15 protein-coding genes and 1 pseudogene are annotated in these 14808 nt (G+C 69.2%); 8 read left to right on the forward strand and 8 right to left on the reverse strand.

Annotation, left to right across the window (positions count from 1 at the left end; translation table 11 throughout):
* Window positions 1-175: 175 nt before the first annotated feature.
* Window positions 176-787, reverse strand: coding sequence for a helix-turn-helix domain-containing protein (locus SD37_RS18610; RefSeq protein ID WP_083255006.1), 612 nt, complete (start codon window positions 785-787; stop codon window positions 176-178).
* Window positions 788-935: 148 nt separating this feature from the next.
* On the opposite strand from SD37_RS18610, the gene SD37_RS18615 reads away from it, so the two are divergent.
* Entirely contained in the window at window positions 936-1817 is an 882-nt protein-coding gene (locus SD37_RS18615; protein ID WP_044853102.1) for an FG-GAP-like repeat-containing protein, read from the forward strand.
* 92 nt (window positions 1818-1909) lie between these two features.
* On the opposite strand, the gene SD37_RS18620 is transcribed toward SD37_RS18615, so the two are convergent.
* The 5 genes from SD37_RS18620 to SD37_RS18640 all read right to left on the reverse strand — a co-directional run bounded on the left by SD37_RS18620 (window position 1910) and on the right by SD37_RS18640 (window position 6387).
* Window positions 1910-2881, reverse strand: coding sequence for a PDR/VanB family oxidoreductase (locus SD37_RS18620; protein WP_065912881.1), 972 nt, complete (start codon window positions 2879-2881; stop codon window positions 1910-1912).
* Entirely contained in the window at window positions 2878-3069 is a 192-nt protein-coding gene (locus SD37_RS18625; protein ID WP_044853104.1) for a hypothetical protein, read from the reverse strand. The genes SD37_RS18620 and SD37_RS18625 overlap by 4 nt, the downstream gene beginning before the upstream one ends.
* Window positions 3066-4100 carry an aromatic ring-hydroxylating dioxygenase subunit alpha gene (locus SD37_RS18630; protein ID WP_065912882.1) on the reverse strand — a complete coding sequence of 345 codons (1035 nt, stop codon included), beginning with the start codon at window positions 4098-4100 and terminating at the stop codon, window positions 3066-3068. The genes SD37_RS18625 and SD37_RS18630 overlap by 4 nt, the downstream gene beginning before the upstream one ends.
* A 119-nt stretch (window positions 4101-4219) precedes the next feature.
* Complete coding sequence (locus SD37_RS18635) at window positions 4220-4984, reverse strand: IclR family transcriptional regulator (protein ID WP_083255007.1); 765 nt, start codon at window positions 4982-4984, stop codon at window positions 4220-4222.
* 23 nt (window positions 4985-5007) lie between these two features.
* Complete coding sequence (locus SD37_RS18640) at window positions 5008-6387, reverse strand: MFS transporter (protein ID WP_044853106.1); 1380 nt, start codon at window positions 6385-6387, stop codon at window positions 5008-5010.
* Window positions 6388-6487: 100 nt separating this feature from the next.
* On the opposite strand from SD37_RS18640, the gene bluB reads away from it, so the two are divergent.
* The 4 genes and pseudogenes from bluB to SD37_RS44215 form a co-directional block, all read left to right on the forward strand.
* On the forward strand, window positions 6488-7141 hold the full coding sequence (gene bluB, locus SD37_RS18645) for a 5,6-dimethylbenzimidazole synthase (protein WP_044853107.1): 654 nt from the start codon (window positions 6488-6490) through the stop codon (window positions 7139-7141).
* Between the two features lie 93 nt (window positions 7142-7234).
* The gene (locus tag SD37_RS18650) at window positions 7235-8128 is read left to right on the forward strand and encodes a LysR family transcriptional regulator (RefSeq protein WP_065912883.1); all 894 of its coding nucleotides are present in this window, start codon (window positions 7235-7237) and stop codon (window positions 8126-8128) included.
* Between the two features lie 107 nt (window positions 8129-8235).
* Window positions 8236-8766: a hypothetical protein gene (locus SD37_RS18655; RefSeq protein ID WP_044853108.1), complete on the forward strand. Its 531-nt coding sequence runs from the start codon at window positions 8236-8238 to the stop codon at window positions 8764-8766.
* A gap of 7 nt (window positions 8767-8773) precedes the next feature.
* Window positions 8774-10717, forward strand: a pseudogene (locus SD37_RS44215) (FGLLP motif-containing membrane protein); the annotation flags it as partial.
* Window positions 10718-10732: 15 nt separating this feature from the next.
* On the opposite strand, the gene SD37_RS42050 reads toward SD37_RS44215, so the two are convergent.
* Entirely contained in the window at window positions 10733-11374 is a 642-nt protein-coding gene (locus SD37_RS42050) for an MFS transporter (RefSeq protein ID WP_083255008.1), read from the reverse strand.
* A 120-nt stretch (window positions 11375-11494) separates the two neighbouring features.
* On the opposite strand from SD37_RS42050, the gene SD37_RS18670 reads away from it, so the two are divergent.
* From SD37_RS18670 to SD37_RS18680, 3 genes are all read left to right on the forward strand, one after another.
* Window positions 11495-12946 carry an amidase gene (locus tag SD37_RS18670; RefSeq protein ID WP_044853111.1) on the forward strand — a complete coding sequence of 484 codons (1452 nt, stop codon included), beginning with the start codon at window positions 11495-11497 and terminating at the stop codon, window positions 12944-12946.
* 93 nt (window positions 12947-13039) lie between these two features.
* Window positions 13040-13441, forward strand: a complete 402-nt coding sequence (locus SD37_RS18675; RefSeq protein ID WP_044853112.1) for a DUF4260 family protein — start codon at window positions 13040-13042, stop codon at window positions 13439-13441.
* Window positions 13434-13952 carry a TetR/AcrR family transcriptional regulator gene (locus SD37_RS18680; protein ID WP_083255009.1) on the forward strand — a complete coding sequence of 173 codons (519 nt, stop codon included), beginning with the start codon at window positions 13434-13436 and terminating at the stop codon, window positions 13950-13952. The genes SD37_RS18675 and SD37_RS18680 overlap by 8 nt, the downstream gene beginning before the upstream one ends.
* Window positions 13953-14054: 102 nt before the next feature.
* Here the strand turns inward: SD37_RS18680 and SD37_RS18685 are convergent, their stop codons facing one another.
* Complete coding sequence (locus SD37_RS18685) at window positions 14055-14711, reverse strand: lytic polysaccharide monooxygenase auxiliary activity family 9 protein (RefSeq protein WP_044853114.1); 657 nt, start codon at window positions 14709-14711, stop codon at window positions 14055-14057.
* Between the last annotated feature and the right edge of the window lie 97 nt (window positions 14712-14808).

Below are 14808 nucleotides of genomic sequence, written 5' to 3' on the forward strand. Positions count from 1 at the left end.
ATTCGTCGAGCGAAACACGACACTCCGCGACGCTCGTACCTCCATTCGGGAAACCCGGGTCCGCGGTGGGAAAGAGTGGATCACCTGATGGTGTCCCCGCTGAACCCGTTCGTCCGAATAGGTCACGATCCTCACCTCCAGGGAAGGGGCTGAAGGCGCCCTTCAGCCCCTTCTTTCAAGGGCCCGCTACGGACTGGGTCACCAGTGCCGCGCCGAGGGCGCGGGCCGTGTGGGCGACGGCCTCGGTCAGTGCGGCGGACGAGCGAGGCGCGGCGGCCGCGATCGAGCCGACCGTCTCGCCGGTCGGCACCCTGATGGGCGCTTCGGTGACGACAAGGCCGTGCGCGGCCTGCCAGCCGGGGGAGAAGCGGCCGATGTGCTGAGGCACGGTGGATCCGGGCCGCAGAAGGAGTTCGTGCTCCGGACGGGTGAGACTGGCCGCGGCGATGAGGATATGGCCGTCACAGGGCACCGCGAGGACCGAACTCGCACGTGTGGCCGCGGCCAGCCGCGGAAGACGGCTGCAGGCGAGTTCCAGCAGCCGCGGGTAGGGCTGCCACGACTGGCCGAGCCGGAATGCGCGCACGCCGACGCGATAGCGGTTCTCGCTGCGGTTGACAACCTCCAGCTCGGTCAATTGCTCGAGTAGCCGGTGTGCCGTCGATTTCGGTAATGAGCAGGAATTCGCCAGCTGGGTCAATCCCGCTTCACCTTGATGTCGTACCAAGGCATCCAATAGGGTGAAAGCGCCTTCGAGCACGCTTCTCGGTCTTTTCTTGGTGTCCATTGAAATCCCCTCGCACGGTCCACTGGACGGAACCCTTGCTGACAATGGCGGCTTTTCGGTGCCAGACTGCTGGCCTCCCGGTTCTTATCCTCGGTCAAGACGGCCGAACTGGGAAGAGTGCGTCCATCGAATGGAAAGGTTCCGGCAAATGCGAAGAACCATTCGGCTGGGGACGGCGATGGCTGGCCTGCTCGCGGGTCTGATCGTCATGTCACCGGTCGCGAACGCGGACGACGGTGACGTCGGGATCACCGCCTCGCCCGCGTCGCAGAAACCCGCTGCGGACTTCGACGGTGACGGGTTCGCCGACAAGGCGGTGTGGCGCCCGGGCAACGGCGTCTGGTACGTGATCCGCAGCAGCAACGGAAGTGTGCTCACGCAGCAATGGGGTGTCTCGGGTGACGTCCCGGTCGCCGCGGACTACGACGGCGACCACCGCGCCGACTTCGCCGTGTGGCGCCCGGGCAACGGCGTCTGGTACATCATCCAGAGCAGCACCGGCGCGGTGGTGACCCAGCAATGGGGGACGTCCGGCGACGTTCCGCTGACCGGCGATTTCAACGGCGACGGCCGCTCGGATTTCACCGTGTGGCGCCCGTCCAACGGGACCTGGTACGTGCTCGGAATAGCCACTGTGCAGTGGGGTACGGCCGGCGACGTACCGGTGGCGGGTGATTTCAACGCGGACGGAAGCGCCGACTTCACTGTTTGGCGCCCCAGTGACGGTGTCTGGTACGTGCGGGGAATCGCGACCCAGCAATGGGGTACCGCGGGCGACATTCCGGTGGCGGGCGATTTCAACGCCGACGGACGCGCCGACTTCGCCGTCTGGCGCCCTGGCAACGGCGTCTGGTACGTACTCGGTATCGCGACCCAGCAGTGGGGCGTCGCGGGAGACGTTCCCCTGGCCGGCAACTTCGGCGGCGACCCGAGGGCGGACTTCGTGGTGTGGCGCCCGTCCAACGGGACCTGGTACGGGCTCAACCTGTTCACCACCCAATGGGGGACGTCGGGCGACATCCCGGTCTGAGCCCTGAGGGCGCGTGAGTTGTTATGAACGGGACTTTCATAACAAAATTCGTTATGAAAGTCCCGTTCATAACACTCCGGCGATCATCGCGGTCAGAGGTCGAGGACCAGCCGGGGTGTGCGCGAGCGGGACACGCAGATCATCATCGTGTCGCCCGCGTCCCGTTCCTCGTCGGTGAGCAGCGAGTCGCGGTGATCCGGCGTTCCGGACAGCACCGCCGTCTCACACGTGCCGCAGGTGCCTTCCCGGCACGAGGACAGCACGGACCCCCCGGATTCCTCGACCACGTCGAGGATCGAGCGGACGGCGGGAACCTCGAGTACCGTGCCGGTCCGCGCCAGCTCGACTTCGAAGGCCGCGCGAGGGCCGCCGTCGGTGCCCTCCTTCGGCGCGAAGCGTTCGACGTGCACGGACCCGGACGGTCGTTTCGCGCAGAGTTCTTCGACGGCGGCGAGGAGCCCTTCCGGTCCGCAGCAGTAGATCGCGGTGTCGGCGTCGGTCTCGTCTTCGGCGAGCAGGGCGGGTAGGTCGAGCAGTCCCCGCTCGTCCTGCGGCTGGATCTCGACACGGCCGGGGTAGCGCGTTTCGAGTTCTTCGCGGAAGGCCATGGAGGAGCGGGTCCGGCCGCCGTAGACGAGGCGCCATTCGCCGCCGGACGCGGCCACCCGCTCGATCATCGGCAGGATCGGCGTGATCCCGATCCCGCCCGCGATGAACAGGAGGCTTTTGGCCTCCACCAACGGGAAATGATTGCGGGGGCCGCGGATCCGCAGCCGTCGTCCTTCGGGAAGGCCGTCGTGCACATACCGCGATCCGCCGCGCCCGTCCTCCTCGCGGAGCACGGCCACTTGAAGCACCGACGAATCGCGCGGATCGCCGCACAGCGAGTACTGGCGGGTGAGCCCATTGTCGAGGACGAGGTCGAGGTGCGCGCCCGGCTCCCAGGCGGGCAGCGGGAGCCCGTCCGGATGCCGCAAGGTCAGCCGGACGACGTCGTCGGCGAGCGTTTCCTTGCGGTCGAGCACCACGTCGAGTTCATGTTCGGTGTGGGGTGCGGTCTTCATCGGGAACGTCCGCTTTCCGGCGTCGTGTCATGCCCGGCGGGATGGGTGTGCAGCCATTCCCACAGTGCGACGGGATCGTCGAACTCCCGCTCGGCGGAGCAGTGGCAGACCGCCCGCAGCCGGTCCGTGCCCAGCACCCAGTGAACGCGGTGGACGCGGCCGCCGGAGAGCATCGGGCGGCCGGTCATGGTGCCACCATGCGCTGGAGCATCCGCCTCGCCGCCAGTCCGCCGGTGTCGATGTTGATCGACAGTTCCTGATATCCCTCGGCCTCGGACGCGATGACCTTCTCCAGGACATCGAGCGCCACGACGTCCTGAAGCACCACGGTGCGGTTGTTCTCCGCGAGGAATTCCGACACCTCGTCGTCGCCGAGCGCGAAGTCACGGGCGACGGCCCAGAAATCATGGGTGGTGTGCTCGGTCTCCGGGGTGATCGCGTACACCACCTCGACGTGGAAGGCGTCCGGGTCGCTCCCGTCGGGACGGGGGACCGAACCGGGCGCCGCGATGCGGCTGTGCAGCTTGTACAGGCACGGCGGGGGGTACTCGATGTCCTGCCAGCGCGCGATCCTGCCCCGCAGCCCGGTCGATTTCGCGTAGAACGGCGGGCATTCGGCGTCGTCCATATGGCGTGAGACGTAGACGATCCCGGCGTCCTCGTCGACCTCCGTCGTGATCGGCGTCGCCGCCACCTCGGGGGTGCCGATGTACCCGCCGTGCAAGTACGTCTCGTGCGACAGGTCGAGAAGATTGTCGACCAGCAGCGAATAGCGCGCCTTCAGCGGCTCCATGCCGCGGACGGTGGTGTAGTCCGGCGAAGCGAGATAAGGCGCTCGCGGGATGCGCGAGGTGTCCGCCTTGGCCGGGTCGCCGATGAAGACCCAGATCAGGGAATCCTGCTCGGCCAGGGGATACGACCGCAGCCGGGCGGTGCGCGGGACGCGGTGCTGGCCCGGCACGAAGACGCAGTTGCCGTCGGAGCCGTAGGTGAACCCGTGGTAGCCGCAGATCACCTGGTCGTCCACGAGCCGGGAAGGGGCTTGCGAGAGCGGGAAACGCCGGTGCACACAGCGATCGGACATCGCCGTGACCTCGCCGGCGCGGGTGCGCCAGAAGAGGATGGGCTCACCACAGATCGTGCGGGAGAACAGCTTTTGCCCGATCTCGGAGCCGTACGCGGCGACGTACCACTGGTCTCGCGGGATGGTGGTGGTCATGGTCGATGTCCCCTCGTCCTTGAGGCCGGCCGGAAACTGTGATCCAGCCTGACGGGGACGACCGGTCGCGCCGAACAGCCTTTCCAAAAGATGGAAGACTTTCGCCGAGGGCGTCGCGGTCAGATCGGCGGATGCAGGGCCCGGGAGATCGCCCGCGCGCTGGTGCGCACCAGCGGCGCCAGCGCGTGCGGCTGGGTGCCGCCGTGGTGGACGACGAGGGACACCGCGGCGACGACCCGCCCGCGGCCGTCGTCGATCGGCGCGGCGACCGAGAGGGCGTCCATGGTGACCTGCCGGTCGCTGACCGCGAAACCGTTGGCGCGGACGTCGGCGAGCATCCGCCGCAGGTCCGCCGGATCGGTGACGGTCCGGCGGGGGTAGCGCTCGATCGGGCCGCCGAGGACCTCGTCCTGTACCTCCGCCGGGGCGTGCGCGAGCAGGACCAGGCCGACGCCGGTCGCGGTGAGCGCGAACCGGCCGCCGACCCGGGTGAGCACGGGCACCGCCCCGGAACCGGCGATACGTTCGATGAAGACGACCTCGGCGCCCTCCCGTACGGCGAGTTGCACGTTCTCCTTGGTGATCTGGGAAAGGTCTTCGAGGAAAGGCAGGGCGCGCTCCCGCAGGCCCTGTCCGCGTGGCGCCAGCGAGCCGAACTCCCAGAGCCGGAGACCGATCCGGAACAGCCCGTCCTCGCCCCGTTCGACCGCTCCCCACGCGTTCAGCTCGGTGAGCAGACGGTGCACAGTGGACAGTGGCAGCTCCGCCCGGCGGGCGATCTCACTGAGGCTCAGCGTCGGCCGCCCCGCGCTGAACGCGTCCAGCACCCGGAACGCGCGACCGATCACGGAGCCCGTGGGGCCGGGGCGGCGACCTTTCGGCATCGTTGTTCACCCTCCTCGCTCGGTCAGGGGGCGGATCGGCCGGTCGCGATGACGAGCCCGCTGCCGACGAGTGAGGGTAGTGCCCACAGCGCGGCGGCGACGTAACCGTCCTGGGTGGGGAACAGGCTTCCCTCCGGTGTGGCGGCGGAGAGCAGGAAGCCGGCGAGCGCGCTCCCGACGCTCATCCCGATGCTGCGGGCGATCTGGTTGATCGAGAGCACACTGGCCGTTTCCCCTTGGGGCACAACGGGAAGCACGAGCTTCGGCATTACCGCGAAGACACCCCCGACGGCGAAGCCGAGTAGCGCGATCGCGGCGAGGGTGGCGAGAAGGGACCGGTTGCCGACGGCGAACAGCAGTGCGGCGGCGACGGCGATCACGATCGCGATCGTGTACGTCCAGCGTTCGGTGACGCGGGCGATGAGGCGCGGAATCGCTCTCCCCGCGACGAAGCCGAGCACCGAGAACGGGATCAGGGCGGCACCCGCGGCGACACCGGGAAGCGCGAATCCGTAGCGGGCGACGGCGGGGGTCTGCACATAGCGGGTGAACACGCTGAAGAGCAGATACAACCCCGCACCGGCCACGAGCACCGCCAGGTTCGCGCGCAGGACCGGGCCGTGGCCGAGCAGCCGGAGGTCCACCAGCGGCGCCTTGGCGCGCAGTTCGATGAACGCCCACAAGGCCAGGACCACGGCGGAACCGGCGAGGACGCCGCAGGCGGGCCACCCGGTCGCCCAGATCCCGGGTTCGGCGATGACCAGGAGGACCCCGAGGGTGCCCAGGGCCAGCAGCAGCGCCCCGGCGACGTCGATCCGGGGCACCTCACCGGGCGCCTCGGCGGGCAGCGTCCGCCAGGCGATGACCAGCGCCACGGCGGACAGCAGGAAACCGAGCCCATACGCGGCGCGCAGGCCCGCGAGCTGGTCGAGAAGGCTGATCGCCGGGTAGCCGAACCCGATGCCGACCGTGGACGCGACCGACAGCGTGGCGATCGTCGAGGCCGAGCGATCGGGCGGCAGATGTGCGCGGGCGACACTCATCAACAGCGCCCCGCCCGCGACCGCGAGCCCCTGCAGGGCGCGTCCGATCAGCAACGCCGCGAACGGGAGGGGGAGCACCGTCAGCAGTCCGCCCGCCATGACCAGGGCCAGCGTGGTGAGGATCGTGACACGGCGGTACGGGCCGCTGCAGAGCCTGCCGAGGACCGGGCCCGCGATCGCGCCGCTGAACAGGGTCACCGTCAAGGTCCACTGCGCGGCGTCGAGCGAGACGTCCATCCCGGTGGCGACCGGGGTGATGAGGGGCGCCCCGACGCTGCCGATCACCGCTCCCGCCAGCGCCGTGCAGATCAGGGCGGTGCCGAGCCGTCCCGAGACCTCGCTCCTCGTCCGTTCCGCCATGCCAGTAAGTTACCAGTTACTAACTACTAAGTAGATGTGATCTCGATCCAGCGCGGCGTCCGGCAGAGGGAATCCCGGCGAGCCGGGGCACGATCTAGCCATGACGAGTGAGACAGGTGACCGTTCGGTGTACGAGACCATCTTCCGGCGCCGGGACACGAGGGGTGAATTCACCGGAGAGCCGATCCCGGCGGAGGTCCTGCGCCGCGTGCTGAGCGCCGCGCACGCGGCACCGAGTGTCGGCCTGTCGCAGCCCTGGGATTTCGTCGTGGTGTCCGATATGGATCTTCGCAAGAAGTTCCGGGAACACGTGCTGGACGAACGCGCGGTATTCGAAGGGCGGCTGGACGCCGAACGAGCCCGGATTTTCGCGCCTATCAAGATCGAAGGAATCGTGGATTCTTCGGTGGGCATCGTGGTCGGCTACGACCCGTCACGCGGGGCGCCCGCGGTACTGGGCAGGCACGCGATCGCCGACGCCGGTTTGTACTCGGTGTGCCTGGCCATTCAGAATCTTTGGCTGGCGGCGACCGCCGAAGGACTCGGTGTCGGCTGGGTCAGCTTCTACCGCGAAGAATTCCTGCGCGAATTGGTCGGTCTGCCGGAAAACATCCGCCCGGTGGCGTGGTTGTGCGTCGGACCGGTGCGAGAGCTGCCGAACGTCCCCGACCTGGAACGGCACGGCTGGCGGGAACGGCTCCCGCTCGACGCCGTACTGCATTACGAAAAATACTCACCGGCCGAACTTTCCTGACGACTTCATCCTCCTGGACGTGTCCTCGCGCGGCCTCGATGCGGAATCGTTGACGCGTCCGCGGAAACGCGGGCGGAACGCGGGAGGGGATTCATGGAGCTGCGTCATTTCCGGTATTTCACGGCCGTCGCCGAACAGGGTGGGTTCACCAAGGCCGCGGCCATGCTGTACGTCTCCCAGCCGACCTTGAGCCAGCAGATCCGCGCGCTGGAGCGGGAACTCGGCGTGCCGTTGTTGCTGCGCGCCCCGGACGGGGTCCGGATGACCGCCGCCGGAGAGGTCTTCTACGCGCACGCCGAGGCGGTGCTGCGGATGGTGGACGAGGCCGCCCGCGCGACGAGACGCGCCGCGGCCGAGCCGAGCGTGCTGCGGGTCGGGGGGAGCCCGCCGATCCCGCGGGCGGTGCACGTGCCGATCGCGAGCGCGTTCTCCGCGGCGTACCCGCATGTGCGGCTGACGTGGCAGGAGACCACCCTGCCCGATCCGGAACGCCCGCTGCTCGAAGACGAGGTCGACGTCTCGCTGGTGCGGCTGCCGGTGGACGCCGAGCGCGTGCTGTGGGAGCCCATCATCGACGAACCCTGCGGCCTGGCGGTCCCGGTCGGGCACCCGTTGTGGGAACTCGATTCCGTCGACGTCGCCGACGTGCTCGAGGAACCGATGCCGAACGTGGGGGACGCGGTGCCCGAGTCCATGAAGCGGTGGTGGCTGATGCCCGAAGCGCGCAATGGCGAGTATCCGAAGGCGGTGGGGGAGCCGGTCACCACGGTGACGGAGCTGGCGCTGTCCGTCGTCCTGAATGAGGTGGTCTGCCCGGCCCCGTTCCTGTACGTCAAGACGGCCGCCGTGCACGGATTCCGCGCCTTGGAGCTGCGCGACGGTCCTTGCTCGTCCACCGGCGTCGCCCGGCGGCGGGACGACCGCCGCGCGCTGCCCCGGTTGTTCTGCGAGCTGGCGGCGAAGGTCGCGGCGGAGCTGCCGTTATAGCCCCGGCCGATCGGCGCATAGTCACCACGACTTCGACGTGACCGGGTGAGTGGCCCGATTCTCGGAGTACACCGAGGAAACGACGTCACGACGGGAGTTCACCGACCATGACCGGAATCCGGTCCACCGCCCTGATCGCGGCCGGTGTGGCCACCCTCGCCCTGTGCCTGGCGGCGCCGGCTCAGGCGGGCACGGAGCTGTCCCAGCGGCTGTGCCGGAACAACCAGATCGGCTCCATCCGTGACACGGCCCTGACCATCGTGAACGGTCAGCCGGTGAGCTTCGGCTACCAGGACCGGACGGTCATCGGACCGGGCATCCCGCTCCAGGACGGGGATGTCGTGCGGATCCTGGCGAGCGGTTCGATCAAGATCGACTCCTGGCCGTGGGGCCCGTCCTTCTCCCCGGCGGGCCATCCGACCGAGCGGGCGAGGACGTTCTGGGGCGGGATTTCGGCGCCGGCGTACGGCCTCTACGGTTTCTTCAACTCGACCGGCGCCGCGTTCCCGGCCGGGACCGACAGCGGGTGCGTGGTCTACCGCGGGCCGCAGACCTGGCTGTGGCTGGCACAGAACGACGACCGGACCGTCGACAACAGCGGGCGGTGGGATCTCACCGTCCGGATCTGGAACTTCTGACGGGCCCATGAAACGCGCCCTCGTGCTGCTCGTCGCCGGGCTCGGCGTCTTCCTGACCCTGGCCGCGGCGCCGCCGTCGGCGGTGGACGACAACTTCGTCTTCTCCAGCGGCCAGGCGGTCAACGGCTGGTTCACGGTCGACGTCCTGGCCAACGACACCCCGCGCGGTACGGCAGTCCGCGCGGTCGAGCTGGTGTCCGGCCCGACCGACGGCGTGGTCGAGCCGACGACACGGCCGGTCGGGTTCCGCTGGCGAAGGGGGTCTTCGCTGACCGCGCGCTGGAGTTACCGGATCGTCGACACGGCGGGGAACCGGAGCGCCACCGCGGCGGTGTCCGTGGGGGTGCGGCTCGGTCCGCATCCGCGGGACGACGGCTACCAGGCGACCTCGGGTGTGCTGCTGAAGGTCCCCGCGCCCGGTGTGCTGACCGGGGACACCCATCCCGCGGGGGAGCCGATGACGGCGGAAGCCAAGGCGGGCAACGGTTTCACCGCGCGAGGCGGCCGGGTCGTCCTGCGGCCGGACGGCTCCTTCGACTACGCGCCACCGTCCGGCTTCACCGGAACGGACTCGTTCGGCTATCGGGCGGTGGACCCGCAGAACGACGCGGCCGAGGCGACCGTCAGCATCGTCGTCCTGCCGAAGACGGACACGATCACGCCGCAGCCCACGCCTTCGCCCGGCGGCGACCGGCCCTCGGGCAAGCCCGAGGTCACCGTGCACCTGCACGGCTATCCGGCGGCTTGCCGCTCCGGCCTGATCAGCATCGGGGGCAGGAGACTGGAGACCTGGCTGGACGAAGCACGGCAGGGGCGCGGGGGAGCGGCCGGGTGGGAGTTCATCGACCTGCACGCGTTCATCCCGTCCGGGCTGCCCGGCGGCCTCCGCGCCGTGGAGTTCCGCTGTGCCGGGACCACCTATCCCGCCGGGACGATGAGGCTGCCCGCCGCGCCCGGCCTGACCACCTTCGAGCTGACCTGGAAGGCGGCCCCGGCCCCCACGACGTCCACCCGGCCGGCCACGGAGACGGCCGATCCCCCGTCGCCACTCCCGAAACCCCCGCGGCCGCCCCCGCCCGGCCTTCCCGACATCCCCACCCCGAGCGAGGTCCCGACCGATCTGCGTTCCCTGGCGGTGAGCGTGGCGGAATCGGCGGCGATCATCGCGATCGTGCTGCTGCTGGAGACGGCGTTCCCGGCGGACCGGGTCAACAAGATCATCGAACTGCTGCGGACCCGCGCCGTCCGGCGACGGCTGAACGCGGGCATCCCGCGCGTTCCCGGCTGGGTGCGGACGCTCGGCTACGCCGCGCTCGGCGGGACCTTGCTGGTCTGGGCCGACCCGGAGATCGGCCCCGGCACGGACTGGGGTGTCGTCCTGCTGAAGGCGGCGGTGGGGGCCATGTCCCTGCTCCTGGTCGTCGCCGCATACGAGAAACCCAAGGACCTCCTGCTCACCGCGAGCCGTGGGCGGGGGTACGTCCGGGCGATCTGGTTCGGATTCCTCGTCGCCGCGGTCATGGCCACGCTGTCCCGTGTCCTGGGCTCGCCCGTGCCCTACGTGTACGGATTGGTCGTCACGTTCGTGGCGTTGGGAAGCGTGCCGAAGACGGCGGCCGTGCAAGGACGTGCGACGCTGGGTGGCGGGATCGCCGTCCTCGTGACCGCCATCGGGCTTTGGGTGGTTTTCGCGCCCGTCGTCGCCGCCGGGCGGGAGGCCGAGCTGAAGTCACCGGCCTACGAGGGCGCCTTCGCGATCTGTGTCGTGCTGGCCGCGGGTGTCCAGGTCGTCGTCTTCGGACTGCTCCCGATCAAGCCGCTGGACGGATACGCGCTGAAGGCGTGGAGCAAAGCCGCGTGGTGGGCGCTGTACGCGCCCGCGGTCTTCGTCTACGTCCACGTGGTCCTGCACAGCGTGCATCCCGCCGTCGACGAGAAACCCGCCGGAGAGAAGATCCTGGTGGCGTCAGCCCTGTTCGTATCGGCGGGTGTGGCGAGTTTCCTTCTTCGTCAGCGCGACGATGCCGATGACCCCGGTGACGACGAGCGCGGCGAACACGAACAGCGCGGCCACCACGTACACCAGGCGGAAGCTGAGGGCGTCCGAGAGCAGTGAGCCGAGGAAGGGCGCGATCACCATGGCGAGGACACCGAGTCCGCCGGTCACCCCGGCCGCGAGGCCGCGGCCGGTGGGGAGCCGCCGGATCAGCGCGGCGGTCACGCCGATGGCCGCGCCCGCGCCGAGCCCGGTGAGCACCCGCCCGACCACGAGCAGGGCACTGTTGGGGACGAAGGCGACGGCCAGCACGCCGAGGAGCATCAGACCGAGCCCGGCCACGGTCAGCGACGTCGGGAAGCGGGCCCCGAGCAGAAGCCCGGCAGGGAAGGCGATCGCGGCCGCGACGAGGTACGCGACGAGTCCACTCAGCAGCAAGGCCTGACTGGACATGTGCAGCTCGACCTGCAGCGCGGAGAGGCCGTCGAAGCGGTAGACGACAGTGAGTAGGAACAGGCCGATGAGCGCGGCGAACCCGGGTCCGATGATCAGCCACCAAGGCTGCCCGGCCTGGGGGTGCGGGTCGCGCTCAGTCGGTGTCGGCACGTACATGGGGCACAACCTATAGCGCACGGCCACCGTGGACGAAGCACTTCGCGAAAGGCGGCCGGTGGCCTCCGTTGCGCCAATCGGCATTTTATGGCTCGCTCAAGAGGTCGTTACGGTCGATTCATGGAATGGGACTTTCAGCCGGCCCACCGGCTTTCGGCCGCGCTGCGGGCAGGCGAGGTGACGTCGGCGGAACTGACCGACGAGGCGATCGCCCGGATCGAGCGGCACGACAAGACGATCAACGCGATCTGCGTGCCGGACTTCGACCGCGCGCGGGCCGCCGCGCGTCAGGCCGACCAGGCACTCGCGCGTGGTGAGGACCGGCCGCTGCTCGGTATCCCGGTGACGGTCAAGGAGTCCTACGACATCGCCGGGCTGCCGACGACCTGGGGCATGCCGCCGCACCGGGACCACCTGCCCGCCGAGGACGCGGTACAGGTGTCGCGGCTCAAGGCCGCGGGCGCGGTGGTGCTCGGCAAGACCAACGTCCCCTTGGGACTGCAGGACATCCAGAGCTTCAACGAAATCCATGGCACCACCGGCAACCCGTGGGATCGCGATCGCACTTCGGGCGGTTCCTCCGGCGGGTCGGCGGCGGCACTGGCGTCCGGATTCGGCGCGCTGTCCATCGGTTCCGACCTCGCCGGCTCGCTGCGCACCCCCGCCCATTTCTGCGGCGTCCACGCGCACAAGCCGACGGTCGGGCTGGTGGCGACCCGCGGCATGGTCCCGCCGCCGGGGCCGGCCTTGCCGACCGAGCTCGACCTCGCCGTCGCCGGCCCGATGGCGCGCACCGCCCGCGATCTCACGCTCCTGCTCGACGTCATGGCCGGACCGGACCCGCTGACGCTCGGCATGGCGTACGCCTTGACCCTGCCGCCCGCGCGCCACGAGCGGCTGCGCGATTTCCGGGTCCTGGTCCTCGACGAGCATCCGCTCATCCCGACCGGGTCCGCCGTGCGGGCGGGCGTGGACCGGGTGGCCGCCGCGCTTGTCGCCGGTGGCGCCCGCGTCGAACGGCACAGTCCGCTGCTGCCCGATCTGACCGAAGCGGCGACGCTCTACATGCAGTTGCTGATCTCGGGCTCCGTCGCGCGTTTCCCGATCGACTCGTATGAGCAGCTTCAGATCCAGGCCGCCGGGCTGAGCGCCGACGACCAGAGTCTCAGTGCGACGCGGCTGCGCGCCTTGGTCTTCAGCCACCGCGACTGGATGGAGGCGAACCACCGCCGCGAACTCCACCGCCACGGCTGGCGGCGGCTCTTCGCCGAGTTCGACGCCGTGGTCTGCCCCATCACGCCGACGCCCGCGTTCCCGCACGACCACGCCCCTGATCCGCTGGAACGGCGCATCGACATCGACGGTGCCGAGTACCCGTACTTCGACCAGTTCGTCTGGGCAGGACTGGCCACCATGCCCGGCCTGCCCGCCACCGCCGTACCCACGGGCCTTTCCCCCGAGGGCCTGCCGGTGGGAGTGCAGCTCATCGGGCCGATGTACGAGGACCGCACCCCGCTGCGACTGGCCGAACTGCTCGAGCAGGAGATCGGCGGCTTCCGGATACCGAACTGAGGCGCGCCACCGGGTTCCTGAGCCGGCCTTGACGGCTAACAGCGTTAGCCATACAGTCAGGCTAACGCTGTTAGCCACGTTCTGGGGGTTCCGATGTCCGTCGCTCTTTCGCCTGCTCGTCACGTCGCCAAGCGGGTGGCGTGGGCCGCCCTCGCGGTGTTCTTGCTGGCCTTCATCGTGCTCGAGGTGATCAACCACGGCGGCCCGGCGCTGGCCGCCGCGCTGCTGTTGCTGATCGCGCCCGACCTGTCGATGTTCGTCGGGGCCGGTGACGGCACGGCCGGTGGCGGCAAGCTGTCGCCCAAGGCCGTGCCCTACTACAACCTCATGCACCGGCCATGGATCCCGTTGGCCGTCCTGGTCGTCTACAGCTTTGGCGTCCTGGGGGACTGGGTGCCGCTGTTCACTGCGGGACTCGGCTGGCTCACGCACATCGCGGTCGACCGGGCCTTCGGCTACGGCCTCCGTGAGCGTGACGGGAGCAGGCGTGTCTGAGCGGACCGGTCAGATCGTCGACGCGGCACGCGTGCTGATCGACGAGGGCGGCTCCGCCGCGCTGACCATGCGGGCACTCGGCGAACGGCTCGGCATTCGCGCTCCGTCCCTTTACAAGCATTTCCCGGACAAGGGCGCGGTCGAAGCGCAGGTGATCGCGCTCGCCTTGCGGGAACTGGCGAGCGAACTGGAACGAGCCGGTTCTTTGGACGCGCTCGCGTCGGCCTATCGTGCCTACGCGCTCGAACATCCCCATCTCTACCGGCTGATGAATTCCGGGCCGCTCCCTCGTCATCTCCTGCCCGCCGGAGTCGAGGACGCGGCAGCGCTGCCGCTCGTGCGTGCTGTCGGCGGCGATATGGACCGGGCGCGCGCTGTCTGGGCTTTCGCGCACGGCATGGTCATCCTCGAACTCGACGGTCGTTTCCCGCCCGACGCGGACCTCGACAGCGCCTGGCGCACCGGGCTGAAGGCGTTCGCCGTCCCCGCTCGACGGAGATCCGGCGCGTGAACCCGCGGGCCGCGAGCCGTGACGGAAGATCCCGTCGGAAGGCCGCCCCGGTGTCGCGAACACCGGGGCGGCTTTTTGGATTCCGGTCGACCGTATGGATTTCTAGCCGAAGTTCACGTCACTGCACCACATGTAAGTCTGGTCGAGGTGTGATGCCTGCCAGATCGTGAACACGACGTGGTGTCCCCGGTACGCGCCGGAGGTCCGGACGTCGAACGTGATGTCCTTGGCCGGGGCGTACCTACCGGTCTGCGTGATGAAGTCGAGGTTGCCCCAGCCGAGGGTCTGGGTGGTGGGGTCGAACCCGTTCTTGCTGATGTAGACCCGGAAGTAGTCGGCACCATGGCTGGCCTGGTCGTACAGGTGCATCGAGAAGTTGCTGCCGACACTGGTGGTCTTCCAAGGGCCGGGGGTGTTCAGGGAGTTGTTGCGCGCGAGGCCGTTGCTGCAGAGCTGTCCGTTGGGAGTGGACCCCTCGAAGTTTCCGTGGAGTCCGTCCCGCAGGGCGCTCATCCAGTTCCACATGGTGTCGGCGTTGGCCTGGAAAGCCTGCCAGCACATGGGATCTTGCTGCTGCATGGCGGGATTCGTGTGCTGGCTGCCCCAGTCTTTCCAGCACTGGTAGGCGCGGGTCGACGGACCGACGATGGTGCCGTGCGCCGAAGCCGCCGGGACCCAGGCGAACATACCGGCGAGTGTGGCGATGATCAGGACGATGACGCTCCGCCGTCTGGCGATGGGCCTGGAGGTACTGCGCATGGATGGGCCTCCATTCTCGGGATGATCGGCGATGATCAAAATGGGAGCGCTCCCAGAGCAGGGATCAGCGTATACGCGACTCCGCGAAACTTCAACG

The sequence above is a fragment of the Amycolatopsis orientalis genome (assembly GCF_000943515.2).
Lineage (GTDB): Bacteria > Actinomycetota > Actinomycetes > Mycobacteriales > Pseudonocardiaceae > Amycolatopsis > Amycolatopsis orientalis.

Excerpts from the sequence above, each read along its gene's own strand:
- SD37_RS18615 (WP_044853102.1), top strand. The coding sequence starts at position 936 with ATGCGAAGAACCATTCGGCTGGGGACGGCGATGGCTGGCCTGCTCGCG.
- SD37_RS18670 (WP_044853111.1), top strand. The coding sequence starts at position 11,495 with ATGGAATGGGACTTTCAGCCGGCCCACCGGCTTTCGGCCGCGCTGCGG.
- SD37_RS18675 (WP_044853112.1), top strand. The coding sequence starts at position 13,040 with ATGTCCGTCGCTCTTTCGCCTGCTCGTCACGTCGCCAAGCGGGTGGCG.
- bluB (WP_044853107.1), top strand. The coding sequence starts at position 6,488 with ATGACGAGTGAGACAGGTGACCGTTCGGTGTACGAGACCATCTTCCGG.
- SD37_RS18610 (WP_083255006.1), bottom strand. The coding sequence starts at position 787 with ATGGACACCAAGAAAAGACCGAGAAGCGTGCTCGAAGGCGCTTTCACC.
- SD37_RS18635 (WP_083255007.1), bottom strand. The coding sequence starts at position 4,984 with ATGCCGAAAGGTCGCCGCCCCGGCCCCACGGGCTCCGTGATCGGTCGC.
- SD37_RS18650 (WP_065912883.1), top strand. The coding sequence starts at position 7,235 with ATGGAGCTGCGTCATTTCCGGTATTTCACGGCCGTCGCCGAACAGGGT.
- SD37_RS18625 (WP_044853104.1), bottom strand. The coding sequence starts at position 3,069 with ATGACCGGCCGCCCGATGCTCTCCGGCGGCCGCGTCCACCGCGTTCAC.
- SD37_RS42050 (WP_083255008.1), bottom strand. The coding sequence starts at position 11,374 with ATGTACGTGCCGACACCGACTGAGCGCGACCCGCACCCCCAGGCCGGG.
- SD37_RS18640 (WP_044853106.1), bottom strand. The coding sequence starts at position 6,387 with ATGGCGGAACGGACGAGGAGCGAGGTCTCGGGACGGCTCGGCACCGCC.
- SD37_RS18655 (WP_044853108.1), top strand. The coding sequence starts at position 8,236 with ATGACCGGAATCCGGTCCACCGCCCTGATCGCGGCCGGTGTGGCCACC.
- SD37_RS18685 (WP_044853114.1), bottom strand. The coding sequence starts at position 14,711 with ATGCGCAGTACCTCCAGGCCCATCGCCAGACGGCGGAGCGTCATCGTC.
- SD37_RS18630 (WP_065912882.1), bottom strand. The coding sequence starts at position 4,100 with ATGACCACCACCATCCCGCGAGACCAGTGGTACGTCGCCGCGTACGGC.
- SD37_RS18620 (WP_065912881.1), bottom strand. The coding sequence starts at position 2,881 with ATGAAGACCGCACCCCACACCGAACATGAACTCGACGTGGTGCTCGAC.